Source organism: Oleiharenicola sp. Vm1 (assembly GCF_047777955.1).
Classification (GTDB): domain Bacteria; phylum Verrucomicrobiota; class Verrucomicrobiia; order Opitutales; family Opitutaceae; genus Didemnitutus.
The window spans coordinates 2,524,768-2,549,022 of sequence record NZ_CP180537.1 but is presented as its reverse complement, the minus strand read 5'-3'; the positions used below and the strand labels follow the sequence as shown (position 1 = coordinate 2,549,022).

The 24,255-nt window shown below is 67.7% G+C and carries 20 protein-coding genes and 2 pseudogenes; 9 read left to right on the top strand and 13 right to left on the bottom strand.

What is annotated here, in order from left to right; all coding sequences use genetic code 11:
- Window positions 1-81: 81 nt before the first annotated feature.
- Window positions 82-528, top strand: a complete 447-nt coding sequence (locus ACMYLB_RS12610) for an SRPBCC family protein (RefSeq protein ID WP_415907356.1) — start codon at window positions 82-84, stop codon at window positions 526-528.
- 42 nt (window positions 529-570) lie between these two features.
- Here ACMYLB_RS12610 and ACMYLB_RS12605 read toward each other — a convergent pair whose 3' ends face one another.
- On the bottom strand, window positions 571-1,059 hold the full coding sequence (locus ACMYLB_RS12605; RefSeq protein ID WP_415907355.1) for a GNAT family N-acetyltransferase: 489 nt from the start codon (window positions 1,057-1,059) through the stop codon (window positions 571-573).
- 141 nt (window positions 1,060-1,200) lie between these two features.
- Here ACMYLB_RS12605 and ACMYLB_RS12600 point away from each other — a divergent pair, with 141 nt between their 5' ends.
- The 7 genes from ACMYLB_RS12600 to ACMYLB_RS12570 all read left to right on the top strand — a co-directional run bounded on the left by ACMYLB_RS12600 (window position 1,201) and on the right by ACMYLB_RS12570 (window position 6,581).
- Window positions 1,201-1,893: a YkgJ family cysteine cluster protein gene (locus ACMYLB_RS12600; protein WP_415907354.1), complete on the top strand. Its 693-nt coding sequence runs from the start codon at window positions 1,201-1,203 to the stop codon at window positions 1,891-1,893.
- Between the two features lie 108 nt (window positions 1,894-2,001).
- Window positions 2,002-2,877: an alpha/beta hydrolase gene (locus tag ACMYLB_RS12595; RefSeq protein ID WP_415907353.1), complete on the top strand. Its 876-nt coding sequence runs from the start codon at window positions 2,002-2,004 to the stop codon at window positions 2,875-2,877.
- A gap of 455 nt (window positions 2,878-3,332) precedes the next feature.
- Window positions 3,333-3,686 (top strand): hypothetical protein, encoded by a 354-nt coding sequence (locus tag ACMYLB_RS12590; protein WP_415907352.1) that lies wholly within the window; start codon window positions 3,333-3,335, stop codon window positions 3,684-3,686.
- Between the two features lie 350 nt (window positions 3,687-4,036).
- Window positions 4,037-4,351 (top strand): hypothetical protein, encoded by a 315-nt coding sequence (locus tag ACMYLB_RS12585; protein WP_415907351.1) that lies wholly within the window; start codon window positions 4,037-4,039, stop codon window positions 4,349-4,351.
- 552 nt (window positions 4,352-4,903) lie between these two features.
- On the top strand, window positions 4,904-5,482 hold the full coding sequence (locus ACMYLB_RS12580) for a hypothetical protein (protein WP_415907350.1): 579 nt from the start codon (window positions 4,904-4,906) through the stop codon (window positions 5,480-5,482).
- Window positions 5,483-5,551: 69 nt separating this feature from the next.
- Window positions 5,552-5,893: a YciI family protein gene (locus ACMYLB_RS12575; RefSeq protein WP_415907349.1), complete on the top strand. Its 342-nt coding sequence runs from the start codon at window positions 5,552-5,554 to the stop codon at window positions 5,891-5,893.
- A 52-nt stretch (window positions 5,894-5,945) separates the two neighbouring features.
- Window positions 5,946-6,581, top strand: a complete 636-nt coding sequence (locus tag ACMYLB_RS12570) for a hypothetical protein (RefSeq protein ID WP_415907348.1) — start codon at window positions 5,946-5,948, stop codon at window positions 6,579-6,581.
- Between the two features lie 118 nt (window positions 6,582-6,699).
- Here ACMYLB_RS12570 and ACMYLB_RS12565 read toward each other — a convergent pair whose 3' ends face one another.
- The 4 genes and pseudogenes from ACMYLB_RS12565 to ACMYLB_RS12550 form a co-directional block, all read right to left on the bottom strand.
- A complete protein-coding gene (locus ACMYLB_RS12565; RefSeq protein ID WP_415907347.1) occupies window positions 6,700-7,365 on the bottom strand; it encodes an alpha/beta family hydrolase in 666 nt (221 codons plus the stop codon).
- An 85-nt stretch (window positions 7,366-7,450) separates the two neighbouring features.
- Complete coding sequence (locus ACMYLB_RS12560) at window positions 7,451-9,679, bottom strand: NADP-dependent isocitrate dehydrogenase (protein WP_415907346.1); 2,229 nt, start codon at window positions 9,677-9,679, stop codon at window positions 7,451-7,453.
- A 296-nt stretch (window positions 9,680-9,975) separates the two neighbouring features.
- Window positions 9,976-12,518 (bottom strand): annotated as a pseudogene (locus ACMYLB_RS12555) (DEAD/DEAH box helicase).
- Window positions 12,519-12,601: 83 nt separating this feature from the next.
- Window positions 12,602-14,137: a methyl-accepting chemotaxis protein gene (locus ACMYLB_RS12550; protein ID WP_415907345.1), complete on the bottom strand. Its 1,536-nt coding sequence runs from the start codon at window positions 14,135-14,137 to the stop codon at window positions 12,602-12,604.
- A 116-nt stretch (window positions 14,138-14,253) separates the two neighbouring features.
- On the opposite strand from ACMYLB_RS12550, the gene ACMYLB_RS12545 reads away from it, so the two are divergent.
- A complete protein-coding gene (locus ACMYLB_RS12545; protein WP_415907344.1) occupies window positions 14,254-15,021 on the top strand; it encodes a tRNA-uridine aminocarboxypropyltransferase in 768 nt (255 codons plus the stop codon).
- Here the strand turns inward: ACMYLB_RS12545 and ACMYLB_RS12540 are convergent.
- From ACMYLB_RS12540 to ACMYLB_RS12505, 8 genes and pseudogenes are all read right to left on the bottom strand, one after another.
- Entirely contained in the window at window positions 14,994-15,224 is a 231-nt protein-coding gene (locus tag ACMYLB_RS12540) for an RNA-binding S4 domain-containing protein (protein WP_415907343.1), read from the bottom strand. The two genes, ACMYLB_RS12545 and ACMYLB_RS12540, sit on opposite strands and share 28 nt — an antisense overlap.
- Before the next feature lie 2 nt (window positions 15,225-15,226).
- Window positions 15,227-16,588, bottom strand: coding sequence for an FKBP-type peptidyl-prolyl cis-trans isomerase (locus ACMYLB_RS12535; RefSeq protein ID WP_415907341.1), 1,362 nt, complete (start codon window positions 16,586-16,588; stop codon window positions 15,227-15,229).
- A 10-nt stretch (window positions 16,589-16,598) separates the two neighbouring features.
- A complete protein-coding gene (locus ACMYLB_RS12530) occupies window positions 16,599-18,944 on the bottom strand; it encodes a Tex family protein (protein ID WP_415907340.1) in 2,346 nt (781 codons plus the stop codon).
- 114 nt (window positions 18,945-19,058) lie between these two features.
- On the bottom strand, window positions 19,059-19,802 hold the full coding sequence (locus ACMYLB_RS12525) for a GAF domain-containing protein (RefSeq protein WP_415907339.1): 744 nt from the start codon (window positions 19,800-19,802) through the stop codon (window positions 19,059-19,061).
- Between the two features lie 113 nt (window positions 19,803-19,915).
- The gene (locus tag ACMYLB_RS12520) at window positions 19,916-20,395 is read right to left on the bottom strand and encodes a transcription elongation factor GreAB (RefSeq protein WP_415907338.1); all 480 of its coding nucleotides are present in this window, start codon (window positions 20,393-20,395) and stop codon (window positions 19,916-19,918) included.
- 19 nt (window positions 20,396-20,414) lie between these two features.
- Entirely contained in the window at window positions 20,415-20,957 is a 543-nt protein-coding gene (locus ACMYLB_RS12515; protein WP_415907337.1) for an NADPH-dependent FMN reductase, read from the bottom strand.
- Window positions 20,958-20,970: 13 nt separating this feature from the next.
- Complete coding sequence (locus ACMYLB_RS12510; protein ID WP_415907336.1) at window positions 20,971-22,044, bottom strand: isoaspartyl peptidase/L-asparaginase family protein; 1,074 nt, start codon at window positions 22,042-22,044, stop codon at window positions 20,971-20,973.
- 70 nt (window positions 22,045-22,114) lie between these two features.
- Window positions 22,115-24,207 (bottom strand): annotated as a pseudogene (locus ACMYLB_RS12505) (S9 family peptidase).
- Window positions 24,208-24,255: the final 48 nt, after the last annotated feature.

Here is a 24,255-nt window from a genome sequence, read left to right as displayed (position 1 = left end):
GATGCGCCCGTTCGCTCGTCGATGCATTGACCGCGCCTCGCGGCGCGTCGTCCCAACTCCGTCCTCAACCCGTCCACCGCCATGTCCACGCATACCATCCGCCTCCACCGCGTCCTCCGTTCGACGCCCGAAAAAATCTACCGCGCCTTCCTCGATGCCGACGCGATGTGCAAATGGCTGCCGCCGCATGGATTCACCGGCCGCATGCATCACCTCGAGCCGACGGTCGGCGGCACGTTCCGCATGTCGTTCACGAACTTCACCACCGGCAAGGCGCACTCCTTCGGCGGCCGCTACCTCGAACTCGTGCCGCACGAGCGCCTGCGCTACACGGACAAGTTCGACGATCCCAATCTCCCCGGGGAGATCAGCGTCACCGTGCTGCTCAAAAAGGTCCTCTGTGGGACCGAGGTGAGCATCGAACAGGCCGGCATCCCGGCGGTGATCCCCGCCGAGATGTGCTACCTCGGCTGGCAGGAGTCGCTCGGCCAGCTCGCCGCGCTCGTCGAGCCCGACATCCCGCAGTGACGCTCGCCTGGCGCGACGGGCCGGTGCGGGACGGCTCCCGGTTCAACCGGCCGGGTCCGGCGCCGCGAGCCGCAGCTCCATGAAGACATTGCCGGCGACGGGCGACGCGAAGTAGGGCTCGCGCCGGACAAAGCCCAGCTTGGCGTAGAGCTGCTGGGCGCCGTGCATCGAGGGCAGCGTGTCGAGTAGCATGGTCGCATAGCCGGCGCGACGCGCCTCGGCGATCAGCTGCTCGGCTAGGCGGCGACCGAGGCCCAGTCCCTGCCGGTCGGGACGCACATAGAGGCGCTTCATCTCGCAGGTCGTCGCGTCGCGCGGCCGCAGCGCCACGCATCCGGCCGGCGCACCGTCGACCCGCGCGAGCAGCAGCCGTCCGCCGGGCGGGGCGTAGGCGCCGGGCAATCCGGCGAGTTCCGCGGCGAAACCCTGGTAGCCCAGGTCGACGCCGAGCGTCGCCGCATACTCCGCGAACAGCGTGCGCACGCACGCGACGTCGTCGGCCGAAAGGGCAGGGATGATCTCGATCCTCATGGTGTGGCCGCAGCGCGGACCGAACGAGCAAGGCGAGGGGACCGTCCCGCCGCAATTCCGGTGCGACGACCCGGCGGAGGTTTTTCGGGACCGGGCCGAGTCGGAGCGTGACGTTTCGCCGGAACCGGATTGCGTGGAGGCATGGGAGCCGGATTCACCCCTGCGGAGGAGAAGCTGTTTTTCGCGACCGCGGACGCGGTGCAGCGAAAACTGGCGGAGACTCGCGACTCCGGCCAGGCGCTCGCGACGGTCGCGGCCGCGTTCGAACGCTTCGACCGCGCGTTCGACTCGGCGCCGGCCGCCGCGCGGGCGAGCGTGGCATGCCGCGCGGGCTGCGACACCTGCTGCCACGAGCGCGTCGCCGTGCAGGCGCACGAGGTGCTGATCGCCGCCGAACACGTGCAGCGGCATTTTTCGCCGGCGGAGCTCGAGACCCTGATCGCCCGCGCGGCGCGGCATCGGGCGGCATTCGTGGCCCGGGATCCGGCGGAGGCCGCCCCGCCGCGCACGCCCTGCGTGCTCCTGCGCGGCGGCAATTGCTCGATCTACACGGCCCGGCCGGAAGCCTGCCGCGCGCACCACAGCAACGATGCCGCCGCCTGCCGCACCAACCTGGAGCAGGGCAACGAGGCCATCGACGTGCATGTGCGCGGCGTCCGCGGCCGGATGTTCGCCGTCATGCTCGGCATCGACCAGGCCGTGGAGGCGGAGGGATTCGACGACCGCGCCTACGATTTCGGCTCCGCGCTGCACGCCGCGCTCACCGACAGCCTGTGCGCTATCCGCTGGCAACGCCGCGAGGCGGCTTTCCCGGACGAATGCCTGGAGGGCTGAGCGGAGTCCGCCGGGCGCGGGAGAGGCGGATTTGACCGTGCCGCGCTCGACTGTTAGCCTGCCGTTTTAGCCGCCGGGCGTGCCGCGGCGGCCTAGGTTGCTCCCGTCATGAAATCCGTCCCCCGTTCGCTCATCCTGGCCTCGGCCCTCGTGGTCGCGGGCGTCAGCGCCGCGGAAGCGGCCGAGTTCCCGCTACACGTCATCCCCAATTCCGAGCTTCGCGCCTTGCCCACCAACGCGCACGGCCGCACCTACCAGCTGCACGTCGGCCTGCCCGGCAGCTATCGCGAAAACACCACGCGGCGCTACCCCGTGGTGTTCGTCACCGACGCCTACTGGGATTTCCAGAAGATCGACGCCATCCGCGGCTCGCTGACCTACGACCGCGTCGTGCCCGAGTTCATCATCGTCGGGCTCGGCTACGCGGGAGAGAAGCTCGACTACGACCGCCTGCGCCGGTGGGAGCTTTCGCCGGTGCCGCTGGGCAGCGGGGCCGAGGCGGCGGCCTCGGGCCATGCGGCCGAGTTCCTGCAGAGGCTCGAGACGGAGATCATCCCGTTCGTCGAGCGCGAGTATCGCACCGATCCTGCGCACCGCGTGCTCGCCGGGGCGTCGCTCGGCGGACTCTTCACCCTCTACACGCTCTACACGAAGCCGGAGCTCTTCACCGGCTACATCGCCGCCTCGCCGGCGGTGGTCGTGGGCGACGACTGGCTGCTCGGCTACGCGGAGAAATCCGCCGCCGCCCGGCATCCGCTGCCGGTGCGGCTTTTCGTGAGCGGGGGTGGTGACGAGTCGCCCGGTTTTCTCGGCGGCGTGAAGCGCTTCGACGCGCACCTTCGCGCCCACCTGCCGGCCGGTCTCGCGTATCAGTTCCGGATCATCGAGGGCGAGCGGCACTCCGGCATGCAATTCGAATCCTACGTGCGCGGCCTGCGTTTCGTCTTCGCCCCGCTGGCCCCGGAAACCGGCCCGAGCCGCTGAGGCCAGGTGGGCGCGCGACCGCCGCGGATCGGAACGCGTTCCGGGTAAATCCGGCCGCCGCCGGCCGAAATCCCGTCCGGCCGTGGAGACGGGGATCTGCGAGCCGGCAACCAGGGAGCGCGAGCCGGGAGAGGGGAACGCGCAGGAAAAGCGTCGCCCCGCGCCGAAGCCAAACCCGGCGAAGGCGGAAGCGCGGGCCGACGCCAGCGGAGGGGACGCCGACGCGCCGGGAGTCGCGGGCGGAGCGGCGGAGCCCGCTGCGGCCGCGGTCCCGCCACGGCACGGCGCGCGACACCAATGGCGGACCGCGAGCCGGGGCGGAGATAGACCTCCGGGGAAATTGCACGCCCAAAAAACCATCTTTTTGGATGAGACGGCGCGGTTTACCGGCGGCGCCGGGTTTCATTCCGTGGAGCCGCCAAATCGGCAATAACCCCAAACCCAAAGGAACCTCCATGCCGACACGTTCAACCAACGACGTGCTCACCGATGCCGACCGCATCGTCGATACCTGGACATCGAACCCGGACTTCAAGCTGGGGACGATCACGCTGACCATGTTCACCGAGGCTCGCGACGCGCTCGCGTCCGCCGATGCCGAGGTGGAGAAGACGCGGACCGAACTCGCGGCCCTGCTCAACAAGCGCGACGGGAGTCTCGCTGCGCTGAACGAGCTGGTGACGCGGGCCCGGGCCGGGTTCAAGGCCGTCTACGGTCCCGATTCGACGCAATACGAACAGGCCGGCGGCACGCGTCGCAGCGAGCGCGCCAGCTCCTCCCGGAAGGCGAAGCCGCCGGAGAAGAGCTGATCGCCCCGCCGCACGCATGCCCGCGCCCCGCCCCAACCGGCGGGGCGCGTTTTTTGGACCGGAGCCAACGCGGCGCGAGGAACAGCCCGGCCAGTGTGCTTCCGACCCGCTCGATCGGAGCCCGGCATGCGCCAGCAACGCTTTCCACACCGAAGAGGAGAGGGGCCGTCCATCGTCTAAAACGGTCCCGGTAAAGAGGGGAAGTTTTTGTCGGCTCACCGCTAAGCCACCGAAACCGGCGCTCTTTCCACAACAGTCTTGAGCCCCCGCCGCTTTGCCTCAGCCTCACGCTCACGGGCCACCCCACAGTGAGGTTTTCACTGAACCTGAATAACACTGTTGGGCGAAAGATGAATAGCGCACTGGCACCAATCTCGGCGTGTCTGGTATCCATTCCGTTTGCGGTCTATGCGGCTGTTGTTGCGAGGCGGAACGGCGGCTACGGCACATCTCTGGGCACCGATGTCGTCTACGGGGTGTTCTTTGGCTTGGCCGTAATCGCAACGTTTGCCGCGCTCGTGGCCAAGAAGAGAAAGAAGAGTTCCGGTCGCGTGCCCCTCGTTTATGCTATTTCTGTCTTCATTCCCGCAGGTGTAGCTCTCGTATGGGTTTTCCTTCTCTACACCGGGCAAGTCGTCTCCCATTCCGGCTGGCGCCTATTCTGAAGCACCCATCCAGGCGCGAGAGCAACAGCGCCATTGATCTCACCTGAATCGCCGATGCCATCTCCGCTCAACATGGCCCAGTCATTCAAACCAGACGGCTTGCCCGCTCGACGGGCCTGGCTGAGCTGAATCGCTGGGCAAACATCGATGAACCCCGTAACATCTCTTCGAATCAGGCAGGCGTGGATTGAGGCTGCGGCGCAGCTTGGTTTCAGATTCGTCCCCCGAATCACAATCGAGAGAGCCAGCAGGAGGGTGAAGTATCTCGGGCATGTGCCGGATTTTGGCGGTCCGAAGGGGACGCTACTGATATTCGAGTCGAAGTGTGGTTCTCAGGAAGAGAAGAGGGTAGCGGATGCAGATGGCTATGCATGGTCAGTCGTCAGCAGCATCGGTTTCGCTAGCTTTAAGAGAGAATACTTCCAATCGGTGTTAAGAGATTGGGAGTGGTTCGGACCTCCCGAAAGCAGCCAGAATGGACGAAGACGCTACAGCCAATCCGGGGAGCTGGTGCTCCCCGTCGTGTCTGACTGCTGACGTTCGGCAAAATTTATGTTCTCCGACGTCGCTCACTCATCCGCCACTGCAGCGTGGGTCCAGGCGCTTATTTACCTAATTACGCTGGTTGTATTGTGGCGTCAGCTTTACCTTCTTCAGCGACAATTACGCGCGCAGGATAAGTCGGCACGCGATGCGGAATACCTTAAAGCACAAACGGATTTCACTGAGTCGTTGCGCCTCTTAATTCGCGCTGGGACGCACGAAGCAGTTTATGATTCCCTTCAGAAGGATGGGCAGAGTCGTTTTGTTCGATGGGGAACCTATTCACCCGCTGAGAAAAAGGTATATGCCTATTTCGAGCTCTTGTATGAGTTGTTTGAGCGAGTTTTCGTTATGTGGAAGGATGGTTGGATATCGGAGCACGAATGGGAATATTGGAGACCGTGGATTGCTGACGTGATTCGTCATCCGCTGCTCCATGACGTCCATGAAGACAATCGGGGCATGTTTGATTCACGGTTTGAAGCATACCTCGATACCAAGCTTCCCAAGAAAGAGCCGAACAAGGCGTCAGAACCAACGACCACGTCTGTCACGTCTCCTGCTGCGCAGGAGCCACACCAGCCGTAGTTGTGGCTCATCTGTGACGTTCGGCAAAAAAGTGCAGACGTTCCCCCTAAACTCTCCCAGAAAGATGTCATGGCCAAGTATCTGATCTCCTTTCCGAGTGCGGCGATGGTTGTGCCCGATGGCGAGTTGGAGGCGGTGGGGCAAGACGCTCGCGCCGTGATCGAGGAGGCCAAAGCCGCCGGCGTTTATGTCTTCGGCGGCGGCATCGACGAAACGGTGCCACCCGTCCTGGTGTCGTCGGATGGTGCGGTCACCGCCGGCGGTTACCCCTGGGCGCCGCCCCTCAACGGCGGTTTCACCGTGCTCGAACTGCCCTCGCGCGACGAAGCGGTCGCCTGGGCCGCACGCATCGCGAAGGCCTGTCGCTGCCCGCAAGAGCTGCGTGTCTTCGGGTTCGATCCTGCTTCCTAGCCGGAGAGCGAAGTATCGCCTTGTTGGCTTCAGTCGCGCAAAAGTTCACCTGATGAAAGTCACCTCGCTCGCACTAGCGTTCTTTTGCACGCTGCTGTCTGGATGCGGATCGGCCGTTGTCGTTTCAGACACCGCGTCAGGCACGGCCTATGATAAGTCGAAGATTGTCGCCGATGACTTTGCGAGCCGCGCACCGGTGGCGTCCTTAAGCGTCGGCGCGATGAGTCCAGAGGAGGCGCGCAAGCGTTTCTCGCTCTGGCGGGGCGGCCCCTTCTTTCGATTTGAGGAAGGACCGTCTTACTTCAGGACCATTTTGCTTCCATCCTCCTCACGCCAGCGTCGTCTCGAGATCAGTAGCTATTACAGCAAGGATTTTCCCACTACACTCTTTGTCCCTGCGCTGCGCTTTCTCGATTCGACCGGTGCACTGGTCGACAGTCGAAGGACGCCCGAATTCAAGATCGTGAACGGGCTGAGCGAACATATCCAGGTTTCGGAACCTATTCCGGCGGTTGCAGCCTACGTCGTGATCTACACCACTCCTGAGCGAGTATCACAAAGGATGGATTTCATGACCTATAGCATGACCGGAGTTCTTCCCGCGCCCTCGTTCGCAACCCACAACACCGGCTTCGGCGGGCACTACGAAGGCATCCTGAAGGTGGTGATCAAAGACGAAGAAAAGTAGCCGGGCCGGCCGCGGTCGCGCGCGGGACTTCACGGCGGGGGATGCGTTCCCGCGCGTTCGGAATCGGGGGCGATGAATTCGGCGATGCGGGCGAGGAGGGGCGGCCAGTCGTCGTCGCTCAGCAGGTAGTGGTGGTCGGTGTCGACCCACTCGAGCTTCGTGCGCGGACCGAGGGGTAGCGCGTCGCCACCGGATTGCTGCCGTAGGTGTCGCGCACGCCCTGCAGGATCAGGCAGGGCGTCTGCAGCGCGGCCAGGTGGGCATAACGGGCGGGATTGGGCCCTTCCTGCGGATGCTCGAAGGGGTAGGCGAGACAGATCAGGCGGTGGAAGCGCAGCTCGTCCGCGACCAGCGAGGCGACGCGGGCGCCGGCGGAGCGGCCAAGGACGATGATCTCCTTGTCCGGACCGAGCCAGGCAACCAGTTCGCGCAAGGCGCGGACGCGGTAATCGATCTCCCCCTGCCGGCGACGGAAGGCGGGGACGAAGTGGCGCCAGCGGGTCGGATAAGCCAACAGCAGGGTCGCCTGGGCGAGTTGCCGCAGGAAGAGGGGCAGGCGCTCGAAGGCCGGGCGGTAGATGAGCCGCGTGGTGACGGCGACTTCTGATTCGTAGCGGACGATCGCGAGGTCATCGCTGCCGAACGCGGCGGTGAGCCGGGCCATCAGGGCGTCGTCGCGCAGGAATTGATCGCGGCTCAGGAGCAGCAGGATGCGTCGGGCGGAGAGCGGCCCATGCACGCACAGCCGTCCGCCGCCGTGAAGGTGCAGGGGAATGATTTTCACGGATGCCGGCCAAAGCCGCGGGCGGGAGACCGCGCGGCGGGAAAGCGGCCCCGGGACGCAGGAGCGCCCCGGGGGCCGGCGAAGATCAGAGCTGCGCCAGGATGCTGTTGAACGTCTTCGACGGGCGCAGGGCGGCGGCGGCCTTGGCGTCGTCGGGCTGGTAGTAGCCGCCGACGTCGGCCGGCTTGCCCTGGACGGCGAGGAGTTCGGCCACGATCTGCTTCTCGTTGGCGGCGAGTTCGGCGTAGAGCGGGAGGAAGAGGCGGTGCAGCTCTTCGTCGACGTGCTGGGTCGACAGCGCCTCGGCCCAGTAGAGCGCGAGGTAGAAATGGCTGCCGCGGTTGTCGATCGTGCCGAGCTTGCGGCCGGGCGACTTGTCGTTCTCGAGGAACTTGCCGTTGGCGGCGTCGAGCGTGTCGGCGAGGACCTTGGCCTTCTTGTGCGAGGCGACGATGCTCAGGTGCTCGAACGAGGCGGCGAGGGCGAAGAACTCGCCGAGGCTGTCCCAACGCAGGTAATTCTCCTGCTGGAACTGCTCGACGTGCTTCGGCGCGGAGCCGCCGGCGCCGGTCTCGAAGAGGCCGCCGCCGTTCATGAGCGGGACGATCGAGAGCATCTTGGCGCTGGTGCCGACCTCGAGGATCGGGAAGAGGTCGGTGAGGTAGTCGCGGAGGACGTTGCCGGTGACGCTGATCGTGTCGAGGCCCTTGACGATGCGCTCGAGGGAGAATTGGCACGCCTCGGCGGGCGGGAGGATGCGGAGGTCGAGGCCGGTCGTGTCGTGGTTCTTGAGATACTTTTCGACCTTGGCGATGAGCTGGGCGTCGTGCGCGCGGGCCTGATCGAGCCAGAACACGGCGGGCGTGTGGCTGAGACGGGCGCGGCTGACGGCGAGCTTCACCCAGTCCTGCACCGGGGCGTCCTTGGTCTGGCAGGCGCGCCAGATGTCGCCTTCGGCGACGGAGTGGGCAAGCAGCTCCTTGCCGGCTTCGTCGACGACGCGGATGGTGCCGGCGCCGGGGGCGACGAAGGTCTTGTTGTGCGAACCGTATTCCTCGGCGGCTTGCGCCATGAGGCCGACGTTCGGGACGGAGCCCATCGTCTTCGGGTCGAGCGCGCCGTTCTTCTTGCAGAAGTCGATCGTGGCGGCGTAGACGCCGGCGTAGGCGCTGTCGGGGATGACGCAGAGCGCGTCGGCGAGCTTGCCGGCGCGGTCATACATCTTGCCGCCGGCGCGGATCATCGCGGGCATGGAGGCGTCGATGATGACGTCGGACGGGACGTGGAGATTGGTGATGCCCTGGTCGGAGTTGACCATGGCGACCTGCGGGCCGGCGGCGTAGGCGGCCTGGATGTCGGCCTCGATCGCGGCCTTCTTGTCGGCGGGGAGCTTCTGGAGTTTCTCGACGAGGTCGCCGAAGCCGTTGTTCAGGTCGACGCCGAGTTCGGCGAAGGTCGCGGCGTGTTTCGCGAGGAGATCCTTGAAGAACACGCGGACGCAGTGGCCGAAGAGGACGGGGTCGGAGACCTTCATCATCGTGGCCTTGAGGTGGAGCGAGAAGAGGACGCCGTCGGCCTTGGCCTTGGCGATCTGCTGCTCGTAGAAGGCGACCAGCGCGGCCTTGCGCATGACGGTGCCGTCGAGGATCTCGCCGGCCTTGAGCGCGAGCTTCGGGAGAAGGACCTTCACGGTGCCGTCGGCGGCGACGAACTCGATCTTCGCGGTCGTGGCGGCGGCGAGCGTGACGGACTTCTCGTTGGCGAAGAAATCGTCCTTACCCATGGTGGCGACGGAGGTCTTCGAGTCCGGCGACCACTTGCCCATGGAGTGCGGGTGCTTCTTCGCGTAATCCTTCACGGCCTTCGGCGCGCGGCGGTCGGAGTTGCCCTCGCGGAGGACCGGGTTGACGGCGGAGCCCTTCACCTTGTCGTAGCGCGCCTTGATATCCTTCTCGGCGTCGGTCTTAGCGACCTCGGGATAATCGGGAACCTTGTAGCCGTGGGCCTGGAGTTCGGCGATGGCCTCCTTGAGCTGCGGGACGGAGGCGGAGATGTTCGGGAGCTTGATGATGTTCGCCTCGGGCTTGAGCGTGAGGGCGCCGAGTTCGGCGAGGTGGTCGCCGATGCGCTGCGACTCGGTCAGGAACTCGGGGAAGACGGCGAGGATGCGGCCGGCGAGGGAGATGTCGCGCGTCTCGACGGCGATGCCGGCGTGCTTGGTGAACGCCTGCACGATCGGCAGCAGCGAGTAGGTGGCGAGCGCGGGCGCTTCGTCGGTCTTCGTGTAGATGATGGTCGGCTTCGGGGCGGACATGGTGGTGGAGAAAGGAAGCGAAAAGCTAGGCCGGCGCGCACAGGCCGGTCAAAGGCAATTCCCACGCGCCCCTTGCTCAGAGGCGTGCGTGATAACTTCGGGGCGCGGGCCTTAAGCCGGGCTGATGACCCGATCCCGTCCGGCGCGCGTGCGTTCGATCCATATTGCCCGGGCGAAGAGGACGAGGCGCGTGGCGCGAAGGCGTTGCCGCCCGGCGCGGTCTCCCCCTGCTCGGTGCCGTTCTGCACTAGAACGGGTCTGATGGCGGCCGGCGGCGTCCGCCAATGCCTTTGCGCTCAGCTGCCGATGGCGTGGACCGAGTCGAAGCGCAGCACCGGCGCGGCGGCGGCACGCGAATCGACGACGGAGAGCGTGAAGACGACCTCCCAGTCGTTCGCGCCCTCGGGATCGATCAGCACCTGCGCGATCTCCCACGGATCGGCGTCGTCGATGAAGTGCGTGTTCACGGCGGCGCGGCCCTCGGGATCGAGGCGGAAACGGCCGCGCGCCTCGAAGTAGGGGCCGAAGGCCTTCTCGAGGCGGCGGGCTTCGGCCAGGCGGGCGGCCTCGGCGGTGGCGCCGGGCGACGCTTCCGGTTCGGCCAGACGCGCGGCGGCGCCTTCCCAGTCGCGCGCGGCGACGTCCTGAAGGAAGCCGAGCACGGCGGTGCGGATGGCGCGCTTGAACGCCACGGCCTCGCGCGTAACGTCGAAGGTGGAGGGACGCGCGGGCTTGTCGGCCGCGTCGGCGGCAACGAACTCGGGGTTGCGCAGGCGCTCCCATTCCTCGAGCAGGCTGGAGTCGATGCCGCGGATGAGTTCGCGGAAGTAGTCCTCCATCTCGACCACCGGCTCGGTCTTGAACGACTCCGGCACGGTCTGCGACAGGACCTTGAAGGTCTGCATGAGGTGGCGGAGGAGCAGGCCCTCGCCGCGCTCGAGGCCGTAGGCACGGATGTAGTCGGCGAAGGAGAGGTAGCGCTCGAACATCTCGCGCGCGATCGACTTCGGCCGGATGTTCTCGCCCTCGACCCAGGGATGCGCGGCGGCGAAGGCGTTGAAGGTGTCGTAGAGGAACTCGCGCTTCGGCTTCGGGTGCTCGGTGATTTCCTCCAGCTGCGCCATGCGCTCGTCGTAGGGAACGCCGGCGGTCTTCAGCTCGTTGAGCTTTTCCGTCTTCAGGCGGTCGACCTGCTTGCGGAGAATCTGGTCGGGGTCCTCGACGATCGCCTCGCAGAGCGTGAGGACGTCGAACGGGTAGTCGGGGCTCTCGCGGTCGAGCTGCGGCAGCGTGTCGATCAGGTAGAGCGAGAGCGCCTGGTGGAGCGAGAAGTCGTCCTGCAGCTCGACGTTGACGCGGACCTTGCGGCCGGACGGCGGGCGAGCTTCGCGCGGGAGGATTTCCACGATCTTGCGGTCGACGAGGGCGCGGAAGAGCTGCCAGGCGCGGCGGCGCAGGGCGCTTTTCTTCGTCGTCGTCTCGTGGCAATCGCGGACGAGCCGCTGCAGCGCGCGGCAGCCGTCGGTGTCGCGCCCGAGCATGAGCAGCAGCATGCCGTGCGCGATGGAGAAGCGCGACTGCAGCTCCTCCGACGGCGCGGTCATGAGACGCTCGAAGGTCTTCGCGTCCCAGCCGACGCTGCCCTCGGGCGCGGCCTGCTTCACGAGCTTCTTTTCTTCGCCGGATCGGCGGCGACCTTGGCCTCGGCCTGCTTGTTGGCGATGATGTGCTCCGGCGCCTGCACGACGACGTAGCCGGTGGTGTCGTAGCCCGCGCGACCGGCGCGGCCGGCGACCTGGCGAAAGTCGCGCACGCTGAGGATGGCGGCCTTGTTGCCGTCGTATTTCCAGAGCTGGGTGAAGACGACGGTGCGGATCGGGACGTTGATGCCGACGCCGAGGGTGTCGGTGCCGCAGATGAGCTTGAGCAGGCCCTTCTGGGCGAGCTGTTCGACCAGGATGCGATACTTCGGCAGCAGGCCGGCGTGGTGGACGCCGATGCCGTGGCGCAGCCAGCGCTTCATGTCGCGGCCGTAGGGGCTGTTGAACTTCACGCGCTCCAGCTCGGTGGCGAGGGCGGCCTTCTCCTCCTTGGAACAGACGTTGAGGCTCATCAGTGCCTGCGCGGCCTCGCTGGCGGCGCGCTGTGTGAAGTGCACGAGGTAGATCGGGGCGCGCTGGAGCGAGAGCAGGTCGGCCAGCTTGTCGGGCAGCGGCGTCTCCGAATACTCGAAGCTCAGCGGCACGGGCCGGCGGTCGCTGCGGACGGTGAGCGAGGGCGCGCCGGTGAGCTTCGTCATCTCCTGCTCGAAGAACTCCGTCGCGCCGAGCGTCGCCGACATGAGGAGGAAGCGCGCCTGCGGCAGCGTGAGCAGCGGCACCTGCCAGGCGTAGCCGCGCTCGGCGTCGGAGTAGTAGTGGAACTCGTCCATGATGACCGCGCCGATGGGCGCACGGTCGCCGCGGGCGAGGGCGATGTTGGCCAGGATCTCGGCGGTGCAGCAGAGGACGGGCGCGTGCGGATTCACCGAGGCGTCGCCGGTCATCATGCCGACGTTCTCCGGGCCGAAGTCGCGGCAGAGGGAGAGGAACTTCTCGTTCACCAGCGCCTTGATCGGGCAGGTGTAGACGGACTGGCGGCCGGCGCAGAGCTCCTTGAAGTGCAGCGCGGCCGCGACGAGGGATTTGCCGGAGCCGGTGGGCGTGTTGAGGATGACGTTCTGACCGTCGAACAGCGCGAGGATGGCCTCCTCCTGCTCGGGATAGAGGGAGAGCCCGCGCTCTGCCATCGCCGCGAGGAAACGCTCCAGCACCGCGTCGACCGGCGGGTGGCCGGGCAGCGGGGCGAGCGGAGCGGGGACGGCGAGGACATCGTGCGAGCACGACGCGTCCGCGCCGGAGAGACAAGCCGGGAGAGGCGGCGTCAGCGGCCGGCCAGCGCCGGCTCGGGCCGGGACGCGGCCGCGGACGGCTTTGGCGTCGCCGCGGCGGCGAGCGGGGGAATGTCGTCGAAGTCGGCCGTGACGACATGACCGGTGACGATGCACTCGAGGTGGTTGACGATGCGGTGCAGCGAATCGGCCTGGCTCTGGAGCTCGACGGCGGCGCTGGCGCTCTCCTCGGCGGCGGCGGCGTTCTGCTGCGTGACCTGCTCCATCGCGTCCATCGACTGCTTGAGCTCCTGCATGCGCGCGTTGCGCGTCTGCGAGGTGGAGACGATCTCGCCCATGATGTCGTCGATCGCGTGGACCTTCTGGATGATGTCGCCCATGCGGGTGTTGACCTTGTCGGAGATGGCCTTGCCCTCGACGGACTTGGCGGTGGCCGCGGTGATCTTGGCGGCGGAATCCTTGGCGGCGGCGGCGCTGCGCTGCGCGAGGTTGCGCACCTCCTCGGCCACGACGGCGAAGCCGAGGCCCGCCTCGCCGGCCCGCGCGGCCTCGACGGCGGCGTTGAGCGCGAGGATGTTGGTCTGAAAGGCGATCTCGTCCATGCTCTTGATGATGTCGCCGATCGCCTCGCTGGAGGTGCGGATCTCCTCCATCGCCTGGCTCATCGTCTGCAGGTCGCCCTGGCCTTCGTCGGCCGAGCGGCGCGTCTCCTTGATCAAGGCGCTGCTCTTGCCCGTGCGCGCGGCGTTCTCGCGCGTCATGACGGCGACGTGGTCGAAGGCGCTGTTGGAATTCACCAGCGAGGAGGACTGTTCGGAGGCGCCCTCGGCGACGGACTGCGCGCTGGCCTGCAGCTGCGAGGAGGCCGCGGCGGTCTCGTGGGCGTTGGACTGCAGCTCGGCGGCGAGGGTGGTGAGCGGCCGGATGACCGAGCGCTGCGTGGCGAGGAAGAACGCCAGCGACACCACGACGGAGACGATGCCGCCGAGGATCACGAGATTGCGCAGGTGGAGGACCTGCGCGGAGATCGAGTCGAGGGAATCGGACATCTGGGCGAGGTGGCGCTGCACGAACGGATCCAGCGCCTTGCCCAGCTCCTGCGCCTTCGCGTCGAAGGTGGGCATGAACTTGTTGCCCTCGGCCGGGCCGCCCGCGACGTAGCGCCGGGCCATTTCCTGGCCGACCTCGTAGTAGCGGTCGAAGGCGGCCAGAAGCTGGGTGAGCTCCGCCTGGGAGTCCTGCTCGCCGGCGGCGGCGAAAAGCGCGCGGCAGCTGGCCGCGCCTTCGCGAAAGGCCGCGGCGTGCTCCGCCGCCTGCTTGAAGCCGTCGTCGAGCCCGTCCTGCGCGCGCGTGGCCGAGACGTCGCTGAGGAACTGCTGCACCTGGAAGGTGTGCAGCTGCATTTCCTTCGCGAGGAGCGCGAGTTTGAGCGAGCGTTCGCGGCCGGTTCGGACGGTGGTCTCGACCTGGCTCGCGAAGAGCGCCAGCGCGACGATGAGCGCAGCCAGAACCGTCGCGGGGATGAGGGTGCTACCCGCGAGTTTCGCACGAAGAGAGAGGGGGGCCATTGGCGACATCATCGGCACGACTCCTGATGGATTTAGGGTAAAACCTTCAGATCACACTCCCGCGGACAGGCTTACTTCGGCATCGCCTCGCCGGGCGGGATGGCTTCGCTGGCCGCGTGAGTCGCGCGATGTGCTACCGCTGTTTCTGGCCGAAGACGCTGTGCTGGTGTCCGACGCTGCGCGCCATGGCGACGCGGACGCGCTTCGTGTTCCTGATGCACCCGAAGGAATTCAAGCAGGAGAAGGCGGCGACCGGCCGGCTGACGCGCCTGTGTCTCGAGAACAGCGAGCTGCACATGGGGCTGGAGTTCGACCGCCACGAGGCGGTGCAGGAGCTGATCGCCGATCCGGCGAATCTCTGCGTGCTGCTTTATCCCGGACGGGAGGCGTTGAATCTCTCGACAGCGGGGGCGGAGGCGCTGGCGGATTTCCGCGGCCGGCTCGCGGCGCGGCGGCTGGTCGTCCTCCTCCTCGATGCAACCTGGGCCGGAGCGCGGAAGATGCTGCGCCTCAGTCCGAGCCTGCAGCGCCTGCCCCGCGTGATGTTCACGCCGACCGCGCCCAGCCGCTATGTGATCAAGCAGCAGCCGCAGGAGGGATGCCTCTCGACGCTGGAGGCGACGCACGAGCTGCTCCTGGCGCTCGAGCGCAGTGGGCTCGATGCCTATCCGGACCGGACGCAGCTACTCGACGTCTTCGCCCGCATGCAGGATTACCAGCAGAAGTGCGCGGCGGATCCGGAGCGGCCGGGCTATCGTCGCCGGGCCTACAGCGCACCCGAGAAGCGGGCGGCGCCGCGCGGACGGAGCGGCACCCGGAGGCGGAACTACCTGAAGCAGCCGCTCGCGGCGGAAAATCAGGAGCCGCGCACGAGCAGCGTCTGACCGTCGTAGCTCACGCGGTCGCCCGGCACGACCTTCTTGCCGCGCTGGGTTTCCACCGCACCGTTGAGCTGCACCTGACCGGCGCCGATGACCTGCTTGGCCTCGCCGCCGGTGGCGACGAGCCCGCCGAACTTCAGCAGCTGGGAGAGTTCGATGTGCGCGCCGCGGATGGCGACCTCGCGGAGATTGGGTTCGGTGGCCATGGTCAGCCGATCTGGAGCAGCTCGACTTCGAAGACGAGCGTGGCGTTGGGCGGGATGGCGCCGGGGAAGCCGCGCGCGCCGTAGCCGAGGTGGGGCGGGATGGTGAGTTTCACCTTGTCGCCGACCTTCATGGTGGCGACGCCCTGGTCCCAGCCGCCGATGACCTGCCGCAGGCCGAGCGCGAAAGTGAACGGCTCGTCGCGGTCGCGCGAGCTGTCGAACTTCTGCCCGTTGGTCAGCCAGCCGGTGTAGTGGACGGTGACGAGGTCGCCCTTCTTCGGCGCCGCGCCGCTGCCGGCGGTGAGGACTTCGATCTGCAGGTCGGAGGTGGACATGGCGCGACGTTGCGCGAAGCGTCCGGCAACACAAGGCGCAAGACGGGGCGGCCACGAGGCGGAACGAGGCTTTCGTCCCGCGCGCCCCGTTCGCATGCAGGACGGAACACGGCCGAGCCCGCACCAGCCATCACCCGAGCAGCGTGAGCACGATGCCGGCGAGGACGCCGAGGACGGCGGGGAGTTTTGCCGGCCGTGCCGCTCGCCGAAGAGCCAGATGCCGCCCGCGAAAGCGACGAGGGTGCTGCCGCGGCGCAGGCTGGAGACGAGCGAGACGAGCGCGTCCGGATGGCGGAGCGCGTCGAAGTAGAGGAAATCCGCCGCGAGCAGGCCGAACGAGATGACGAGGATGCTCCAGCGCCAATGGAAGACGTTGCGCGGCCAGAGGCGGAGCTTCCAACCCAGCGCGAGCGGGAGGAAGAGCAGCGCGAGGTAAATGGCGAACCACGCCTGCACGGTCGCGGCGTTGAAGCCCTGGCGTCCGAGCAGGAACTTGTCGTAGAGCCCGGAGCAGGCGCCGAGCAGCGTGCCCGCGACGAGGAGCCAGATCCACCGGTTGCGGTGGAAGTGGATGCCCTCGCGCGCGCCAGCGAAGGCCAGGCCGACGAACGACACCAGCGTGATGGCCACACCCAGCATCTCGAGCCACGACGGCCGTTCCGCCAGCACGAGCAACGCGCCGAAGAGCGTCCACATCGGCCCGGTGGCGCGGATGGGCGAGGCGAGCGAGACCGGCAGGTGTTTCACCGCGAAATAGCTGCCGACCCACGAGGCGCCCACGATGAGCGACTTCAGCAGCAGCTGCAGGTGCTGCAGGCCGGTGAGCGGCGTGACGTGCAGGATTGCCGGCAGGCCGGGGCCGCCGGCGCGATCGAGCGCCATGAGCACGCCCCAGACCGTGGCGCTGCAGAGGTTGGCGAAGAAGAGGACCGGGAGCACCGCGTTGTCGCGCACGGCGTGCTTCGTCCCGAGGTCGTAGAGACCGAGGAAGAAGGCCGAGAGCAACGTGGCGGCGACCCAGGGGATCATCGGGAGCCGCTCACTTCTTCTTGTTCAGCGCGGCGGAGAACCAGTCGCTGTTGAGCGATTGGTTGGATTTCGGGAGCTGCGCCGGTCCGCGGTTGAAACCACCGCCGCCGGGGCGCGGACCGTTGCCGCCACCCGGGCGTCCGCCGGCGCCTTGAGGCGTGCGCGGGCCGAGTTGCGGGTTGCTGCGCATCGAGAGGGCAATGCGGTTGCGCGGCAGGTCGACCTCGACGACGGTCACCATGACCTTCTGGCCGGGCTTCACGACCTCGGCGGGTTCCTTGACGAAGGAGTCGGCCAGCTGCGAGACGTGGACGAGGCCGTCCTGGTGGACGCCGACGTCGACGAACGCGCCGAACGCGGTGACGTTGGTCACGATGCCCGGGAGCTTCATGCCGGGCTTGAGGTCCTCGGGCTTGCTCACGCCTTCCTGGAAGCTGAAGGCCTCGAACTTCTCGCGCGGGTCGCGGCCCGGCTTGGCGAGTTCGGCGAGGATGTCCTTGAGCGTGGGCAGGCCGACGTCGGCGGTGACGTAGCTCTCGAGCTTGATGCGCTTGCGGAGCTTTTCGTCGCGCATGAGGTCGGCGACGGTGGCGCCGAGGTCAGCGGCCATTTTTTCAACGAGCGCGTAACGCTCCGGGTGCACGGCGCTCGCGTCGAGCGGGTGGGCGGCGTCGCGGATGCGGAGGAAGCCGGCGGCCTGCTCGAAGGCCTTCGGGCCGAGGCGCGGGACCTCGAGGAGTTCGGCGCGGGATTTGAAGGCTCCCTTTTCGTTGCGGCGCGCGACGATGGCGGCGGCGGTGGCGGCGTTGAGACCGGAGACGTAGGAGAGGAGCTGCTTCGAGGCGGTGTTCACCTCGACGCCGACGCCGTTGACGCAGGAGACGACGCGGTCGTCGAGCGAGCGCTTGAGCGCGGACTGATCGACGTCGTGCTGGTATTGGCCGACGCCGATGGATTTCGGGTCGAGCTTCACGAGCTCGGCGAGCGGGTCCATGAGCCGGCGGCCGATGGAGACGGCGCCGCGCACGGTGAGGTCGTGGTCGGGGAACTCTTCGCGGGCGACTTCGCTGGCGGAATAGATCGATGCGCCCGACTCGTTGACCATGACGATCGGGATCGACGCCGGCAGGCCGATGGCGCGGACGAACGCCTCGGTCTCGCGGCCGGCGGTGCCGTTGCCGATGGCGATGGCCTCGACCTTGAAGAAGTCGACGAAGCCCTTGAGCTTGTCCTTGGCCTCGGCCGGCGAGCGGTCGGGGAAGATGACGTCGTTGTGCAGCAGCTTGCCCTGGCGGTCGAGCAGCACGGTCTTGCAGCCGGTGCGGAAGCCCGGGTCGATCGCCATGACGGCGCGCTGGCCGAGCGGCGCGGCGAGGAGGAGCTCGCGGAGGTTTTCGGCGAAGACCTTGATCGCGGCCTCGTCGGCGCGCTTCTTCGACTCGATGCGCATCTCCGTCTCCATCGCCGGCGCGAGCAGGCGCTTGAAGGCGTCCTGCGCGGCGAGGCGGACCTGCGCGGCGGCGGGCGAGGTGTTTTTGGCGAAGTGCAGCTCGACCACGGCCTGGGCGGCAAGTTCGTCGGGCAGCGTGATGCGCATGATGAGGAACGACTCGTTCTCGCCGCGGCGCATGGCGAGGATGCGGTGCGAGGGCGCCTTGGCGAGCGGCTCGGACCAGTCGAAGTAGTCCTTGAACTTCGCGCCCTCGGCTTCCTTGCCATACATGACCTTCGAGGAGACGACGGCCTGCTCGCGGTAGACGCCGCGGAGCTTTTCGCGCACGGCCGCGTCGTCGCTCATGCGTTCGGCGAGGATGTCGCGTGCGCCGGCGAGCGCTTCGTCGGCGGACTCGATCTTGCCCTTGGTGTTCTTGCCGTCGTCGAGGGTGTATTCGTGGCCGACGAGCGCGGCGGCCGCGGCGGCGACGTCGCTGGCGGGATCCTGCGCCCAGATGAGCTCGGCGAGCGCCTCGAGACCCTTTTCCTTGGCGATGGTGGCGCGGGTGCGCTTCTTCGGGCGGAAGGGCAGGTAGATGTCCTCGAGCTGCGTGAGCGTGTCGGCGGCGCCGAGGGCGGCCTTGAGCTGGTCGGTGAGGAGGTTGCGCTCGGTGAGCGAGGCGATGATGGCGGCGCGGCGGGCGTCGACCTGCTCCATGCGCTCGAGGCCGTCGCGGATGGCGGTGACCTGCACCTCGTCGAGCTCGCCGGTGACCTCCTTGCGGTAGCGGGAGATGAAGGGGACGGTCGCGCCGCCCTTGAGCAACTGGGCGGTGGAGGCGACCTGATGCACCTTCAGCTTCAATTCCTCCGCGAGGCGGAGCACGTGATCGGGGTTCGGGAGATCCGGAGAGACGGACATGCGGGAAAAGCTGTCGAGTTCAGCGCCCGCCCCCGGCCCCGCAAGGGCAAAGTCCGCGCGATGGTGCGGCGCGTGCGGGTCGAGCCGCGGTGCGGAGAATTTCCGAGGCCAGCGTCAGTGCGCCGCGAACGGCGAGGCGCTCTGCGGCTTGGGCGGCGCGAGGTCGGCGAGCATCTTTTCCTTCGCGTCCTCGGACATGCCGTGCGTGACATCCAAGCCGAAGCGATCGTGCAAGTAGGCCTCGATCGTGAGCCACTGGCCGTTGTGCCAGATGCGGCGCGTCCAGGCACACATGCGCACGGTGCGGTCCGCGGCCGGAATGGGCGGGTTGGAGTTGCGGCGCAGTTGCTCGATCTCCTGATGCGCGCGCACGGCCTCCAGTCCGGCGCAGGCGGCGTCCGCGAGCGCCTGCAACCAATCGACCACCGGCGTCGGGATCGCCTGCGGCTGCGCCCAGTAGGCGGCGATGGCGCCGAACGGCTCGCGGCTGCGGATCGGCACCACCACCAGCGCGCGGACGAACGAGGGTTGATACATGTCGGGCAGGACGCGCGGATCCTTCGCGATGTCGGGGATCACCACCCGGGCGCAATGCCGGATCGCCCAGCCGCTGACGCACGACGTCATCGGGAAGCGGCGTCCTTTCCAGAGCGGAGCGATCGCGTCCTCGTCGACGTAGTGGCATTGGCCGTCCTCCGGCAGGACGAAGCTGGCACCCTCGGCGCCGGTCCCGAGTCGCGTTGCGCGCGTGACGATCGCGATGATTTCCGCGTTCGTGCGACAAACCGAGAGTCGATGCACCGCATCGACCAGCAGACGCGCTGCATCCACCTCGGTCCTATGGGAGGTGACGTCCATAAGCCCCAGGGAATCGCGGGACGCTACTCTGTTGCCTCCGTGGAAGATAGCAGAATCACCCCAGGCCGTTCCTCTCCCTCGAAGTTAGGGTGAATACCGGCAAACGACCCTGACTACAGCACCGCGGCGATGCGGCTTTCGGCCTTGCGGCCGCCGACGTCAAGCAGGAGCACGTCGCCCAGTTTCCGGCCCAGGAGCTGGCGGCCGAGCGGCGACTGCGGGGTCACCACCATGACTGACTGGCCGTCGATCTCGACTTCCGTGCCGCCGGCGCGCGGGCCGATGAAGTAGCGGGACTGCGCGCCCTTGCTCTCGAGCACCACGAGGGCGCCGAGCCCGATCGGGTCGGCGGCGGTGAAATCGCGGACGGGCAGCGCGCGGAACTGGGCCACCGCCTGCGCCGCCTCCTCGGCGGCCTTCGACTGGCCGTGGGCGAGGTAGGAGGCCTCGAGGCCGCGGGTGTCGTATTTGTCCTCGGCCTTGTTCTCGTCGTCGGTCGCCTCCGCGTGGGTGGCGAGGGCGGCTTTGGTCATCGCCTCGACCTCGGCAGTGAGGTGGGCGATGAGCTGGTCGAGCAAGGCGCGTTTGGTCATGCGGGGTAAGCGGCCTATTTCACGGGCGGAGCGCGCCGCGTCGAGTGCGGATTGCGGTCACGAGGGCCGCGAGCCCATCGCGGATCGGGGCGGCGAAGGCGGGATCGTCCTCGGGCGCGAAGCCGACGGGGCGGCGGCCGCGGAGGTTCACGGTGATGGTCGCGCCGGCGAGCACGTCGGCGGAGATGGCGCGCAGGACCTGCGCGAGCGCGGCCGGCGCGTGGATCGAGAGCGGCGAGGCGTTGAGCAGCACGACCGGCTTGCCCACGATCTCCACGCCGCCGACCAGCCAATCGAGCGCGTTCTTGAGCGAGCCGGGGATGCCGTGCGCGTATTCCGGCGTGCTGAAGATCAGGCCGTCGGCGCCGGCCACCGCGGCTTTCCAGTGCGCGACGGCGGCGGGGGCCGGGTCCTCGATGTCGGGATTGAAGTGCGGCAGCGCGCCGAGGCCGGCGAAGAGCTCGACCGCGCAGTCCGGCGGGGCGAGGCGGCCCGCGGCGCGCAGCAGCAGCGTGTTGGACGAGTCGGCCCGGAGGCTGCCGGAGACGGCCAGGATCTTCACGCGCGGGACGGGCTCAGCGGGGTTCGTCGCCGTAGATGGCGATGACGGTTTTCCGGTCGGAGATGCGGTAGGCGCGATACATGCCCTCGGAGTTGAAATCCGTCATGACGTTGCCGCGGGCATCCAGGCCGATGACCCCGCCGTCGCCGCCGAGCTGGGCGACCTTGGCGAGCGTGGCGGCGGCCGCGGCGCGGATGTCTTTGCCCTGGTATTCCATCTGCGCCGAAATGTCGTGCGCGACGGTGGCGCGGATGAAGAACTCGCCCCAGCCGGTCGCGCTGATGGCGCAGGTGGCGTTGTTGGCGTAGGTGCCGGCGCCGATCACGGGCACATCGCCGACGCGGCCGAATTTCTTGTTCGTCATGCCGCCGGTCGAGGTGCCGGCGGCGAGGTTGCCCTGCCGGTCGAGCGCGACGCAGCCGACGGTGCCGTATTTCTGCTCGTGGATGAAGTGCCGCTCGTCGCGGGTGGTGGGCGAGGCGAGGTCGGCCGGCAGGGCGGCGGTGCCGTTGTCCTTCCGCGACTCCAGTTGCTTGGCGCGCTCGAGCTGCTTCCGGCGGAAGTCGGTCTGGAAATACTCGTTCGGGGTGCGCTCGTAGCCGAGCGACCAGGCGAATTTCTCCGCGCCTTCGCCGATGAGGAAGACGTGCTTGGATTTCTCCATCACGTCGCGGGCGAGGTGCAGCGGGTTGCGCACGTGCTGCAGGCCCGCGACGGCGCCGGCCTGGAGCGTGGCACCGTTCATGATCGAGGCGTCCATCTCGCAGATGCCGTCGGCGTTGAACACGGCGCCCTTGCCGGCGTTGAAGAGCGGCGAGTCCTCCATCACGGTCACCGCGGCCACGACGGCGTCGAGCGCGGTGCCACCCCGGTCGAGCACGGCGTAACCGGCGTCGAGCGCCTGCTGCAGCGTGGCGCGGTATTGGGCGTCGAGATCGGGCGACATGTTCCGGCGTTCGATCACGCCGGCGCCGCCGTGGATGACGAGGCCGAAGGGCCGCAGTGCGGACGAAGCGGGCGCGACGGGGGCTTGGGCGAGGGCGAGCGAAGCGCTGGCGAGCGCGAGAAGGGGCAGGAGAATTTTCATGGGGCGAGAGGGCGGGCGAGACCGCGGCGGGGCGCAGCCGCGGGTCGCCGGGTTTCAGGCCGCGCGGGCGTCAGTGGGCGGCAGCGGCCTTGGCGGGGGAGGTGAGACCGAGCGCCGAGAGGAAGAACGCGTAGTCGCGCGCGGTGTCGTGCAGGGCGTCGTAACGGCCGGAGGCGCCGCCGTGGCCGGCGCCGAAGTTGGTGTGGAGGAGCGTGGCGTTGCCCTTCGCGTGGTCGAGCGTGCGGAGCTTGGCGAGGTATTTGGCGCCCTCCCAATACGGCACCTGGCTGTCGTAGAACGAGACGTTGACGAGCACGTTGGGGTAGGCGGCGGGCTTGAGGTTGTCGTAGGGGCTGTAGGCGCGCATCCAGAGGTATTGCTCGCGGATGTTCGGGTTGCCCCACTCGACGTATTCCTCGGTCGTGAGCGGGAGCGAGGCGTCGAGCATGGTGTTGAGCACGTCGACGAAGGGAACGACGACCAGCGCGGCCTTGAAGAGGTCGGGGCGCTGGTTGAGCACGGCGCCCATGAGCAGGCCGCCGGCGCTGCCGCCGGAGGTGACGAGCTGCGCGGGGTGGTCCACCGGTTGTCCACCAACCACTGGGCGCAGTCCACGAAATCGTTGAACGTGGTCATCTTCTTCTCCATGCGGCCGGCCTCGCGCCACTCCTCGCCGAGCTCGCCGCCGCCGCGGATGTGCGCGATGGCGAAGATCACGCCGCGATCCAACAGGCTGAGGCGGTTGGCGCTGAAGGTGATCGGCATGCTGATGCCGTAGGAGCCGTAGCCGTAGAGCCAGAACGGCTGCGGCTTCGTGCGATCGAGGTCGGCCCGATAGACGATCGAGAGCGGCACCTTCACGCCGTCGCGCATCACGGCCCAGGCCCGCTCGGCGCGGTAATTCTTCGGGTCGAAGCCGCCGAGCACCTCCTGCTGCTTCACCAGCGTGCGCTGGCCGGTGGCGAGGTTGGCGGCGAAGGTCGAGCGCGGGCGCACCAGCGACTGGTATTCGAAGCGGAACTCGTCGGTGTCGTATTCCCAGTTGCTGCTGCCGGAGACCTCGTAGGCGGGCTCGGGCATCTCGAGGCGGGAGGACGCGCCGGTGGCGAAGTGGTAGACGCGCAGGTGGGGCAGGCCGTTCTCGCGCTCCTCGACGACCAGGTAGCGGGCGAAGGGCGTGAGGCCCTCGATCTTCACCGCCGGGTTGTGCGGGATGACGTCGGTCCATCGCGCGGGCTCCGCCTCGGGCGCCGAGACGACCTTGTAGTTCTTCGCGTCGCGGTTGGTGACGAAGTAGAATCGGTCGCCGTGGTGCTCGGCCTGGACCTTCACGTTCTCGGTGCGCGGGAGCAGGGACCGGAAGGCGCCCTGCGCATCGTCGGCGCGGAGCGCGAAGACCTCGGAGGTGACCTTGCTCTCCGCGGTGCTGAACAGCCAGCGGCCGTCCTGCGACTTGTTGACGTCGATGTTGTAGAGTTCGTCGGGCTCGGTGCGCAGCAGCTCGTGCCGGCCCGTGCTCAGCGTCCAGCGGTGGAGCTTGTCGGAGCGCTTGGCGTCGTTCTCGGTGACGTAGTAGAGGACGTCGTGGCCCGCGCCCCACTCGAGGTCGGACACCTTGCCGATCTGCTGGGGCACGAGCTGCTTGGTGGCGAGGTCCATGACGAAGACCTCGTATTGGCGGTAGCCGGTCCAATCGATCGAGTAGGCGAGGCGGGCGCCGTCGTCACTGACGCGGTAATGGCCGACGGCGACGTAGGGCTTGCCCTCGCCGAGCTGGTTCAAGTCGAGCAGCACCTCCTCGGCGGCGCCGGGCCGGTCGGCGACGCGGCAGAAGATCGGATACTGCTTATCCTTTTCCGTGCGCGTGTAGTAGAGCCAGCCGCGGAAGGGGACCTTCGCGCCGGTGTCGTCCTCCTTGATGCGGCCGCGCATTTCCTTGAAGAGCGCGGCGCGCAGCTCCTTGGCGGGGGCGAGGACGGACTCGGTGTAGGCGTTTTCCTGCTCGAGGTAGGTCTTCACCTCCGGGTTGTCCTTCTCGCGGAGCCAGAAGTAGTCGTCGATGCGCTTGTCCTCGTGGACGGTCACGTCCTTCGGCTTCTTCGCGGCGACGGGCGCCCGGGGCGTGGCGAGGTCGAATTGGGCGGACAGGGGGACGGCGAGCATAAGGGACAGGACGAACGCGGCGGGGGATTTCATGAAAGCGGGACGACG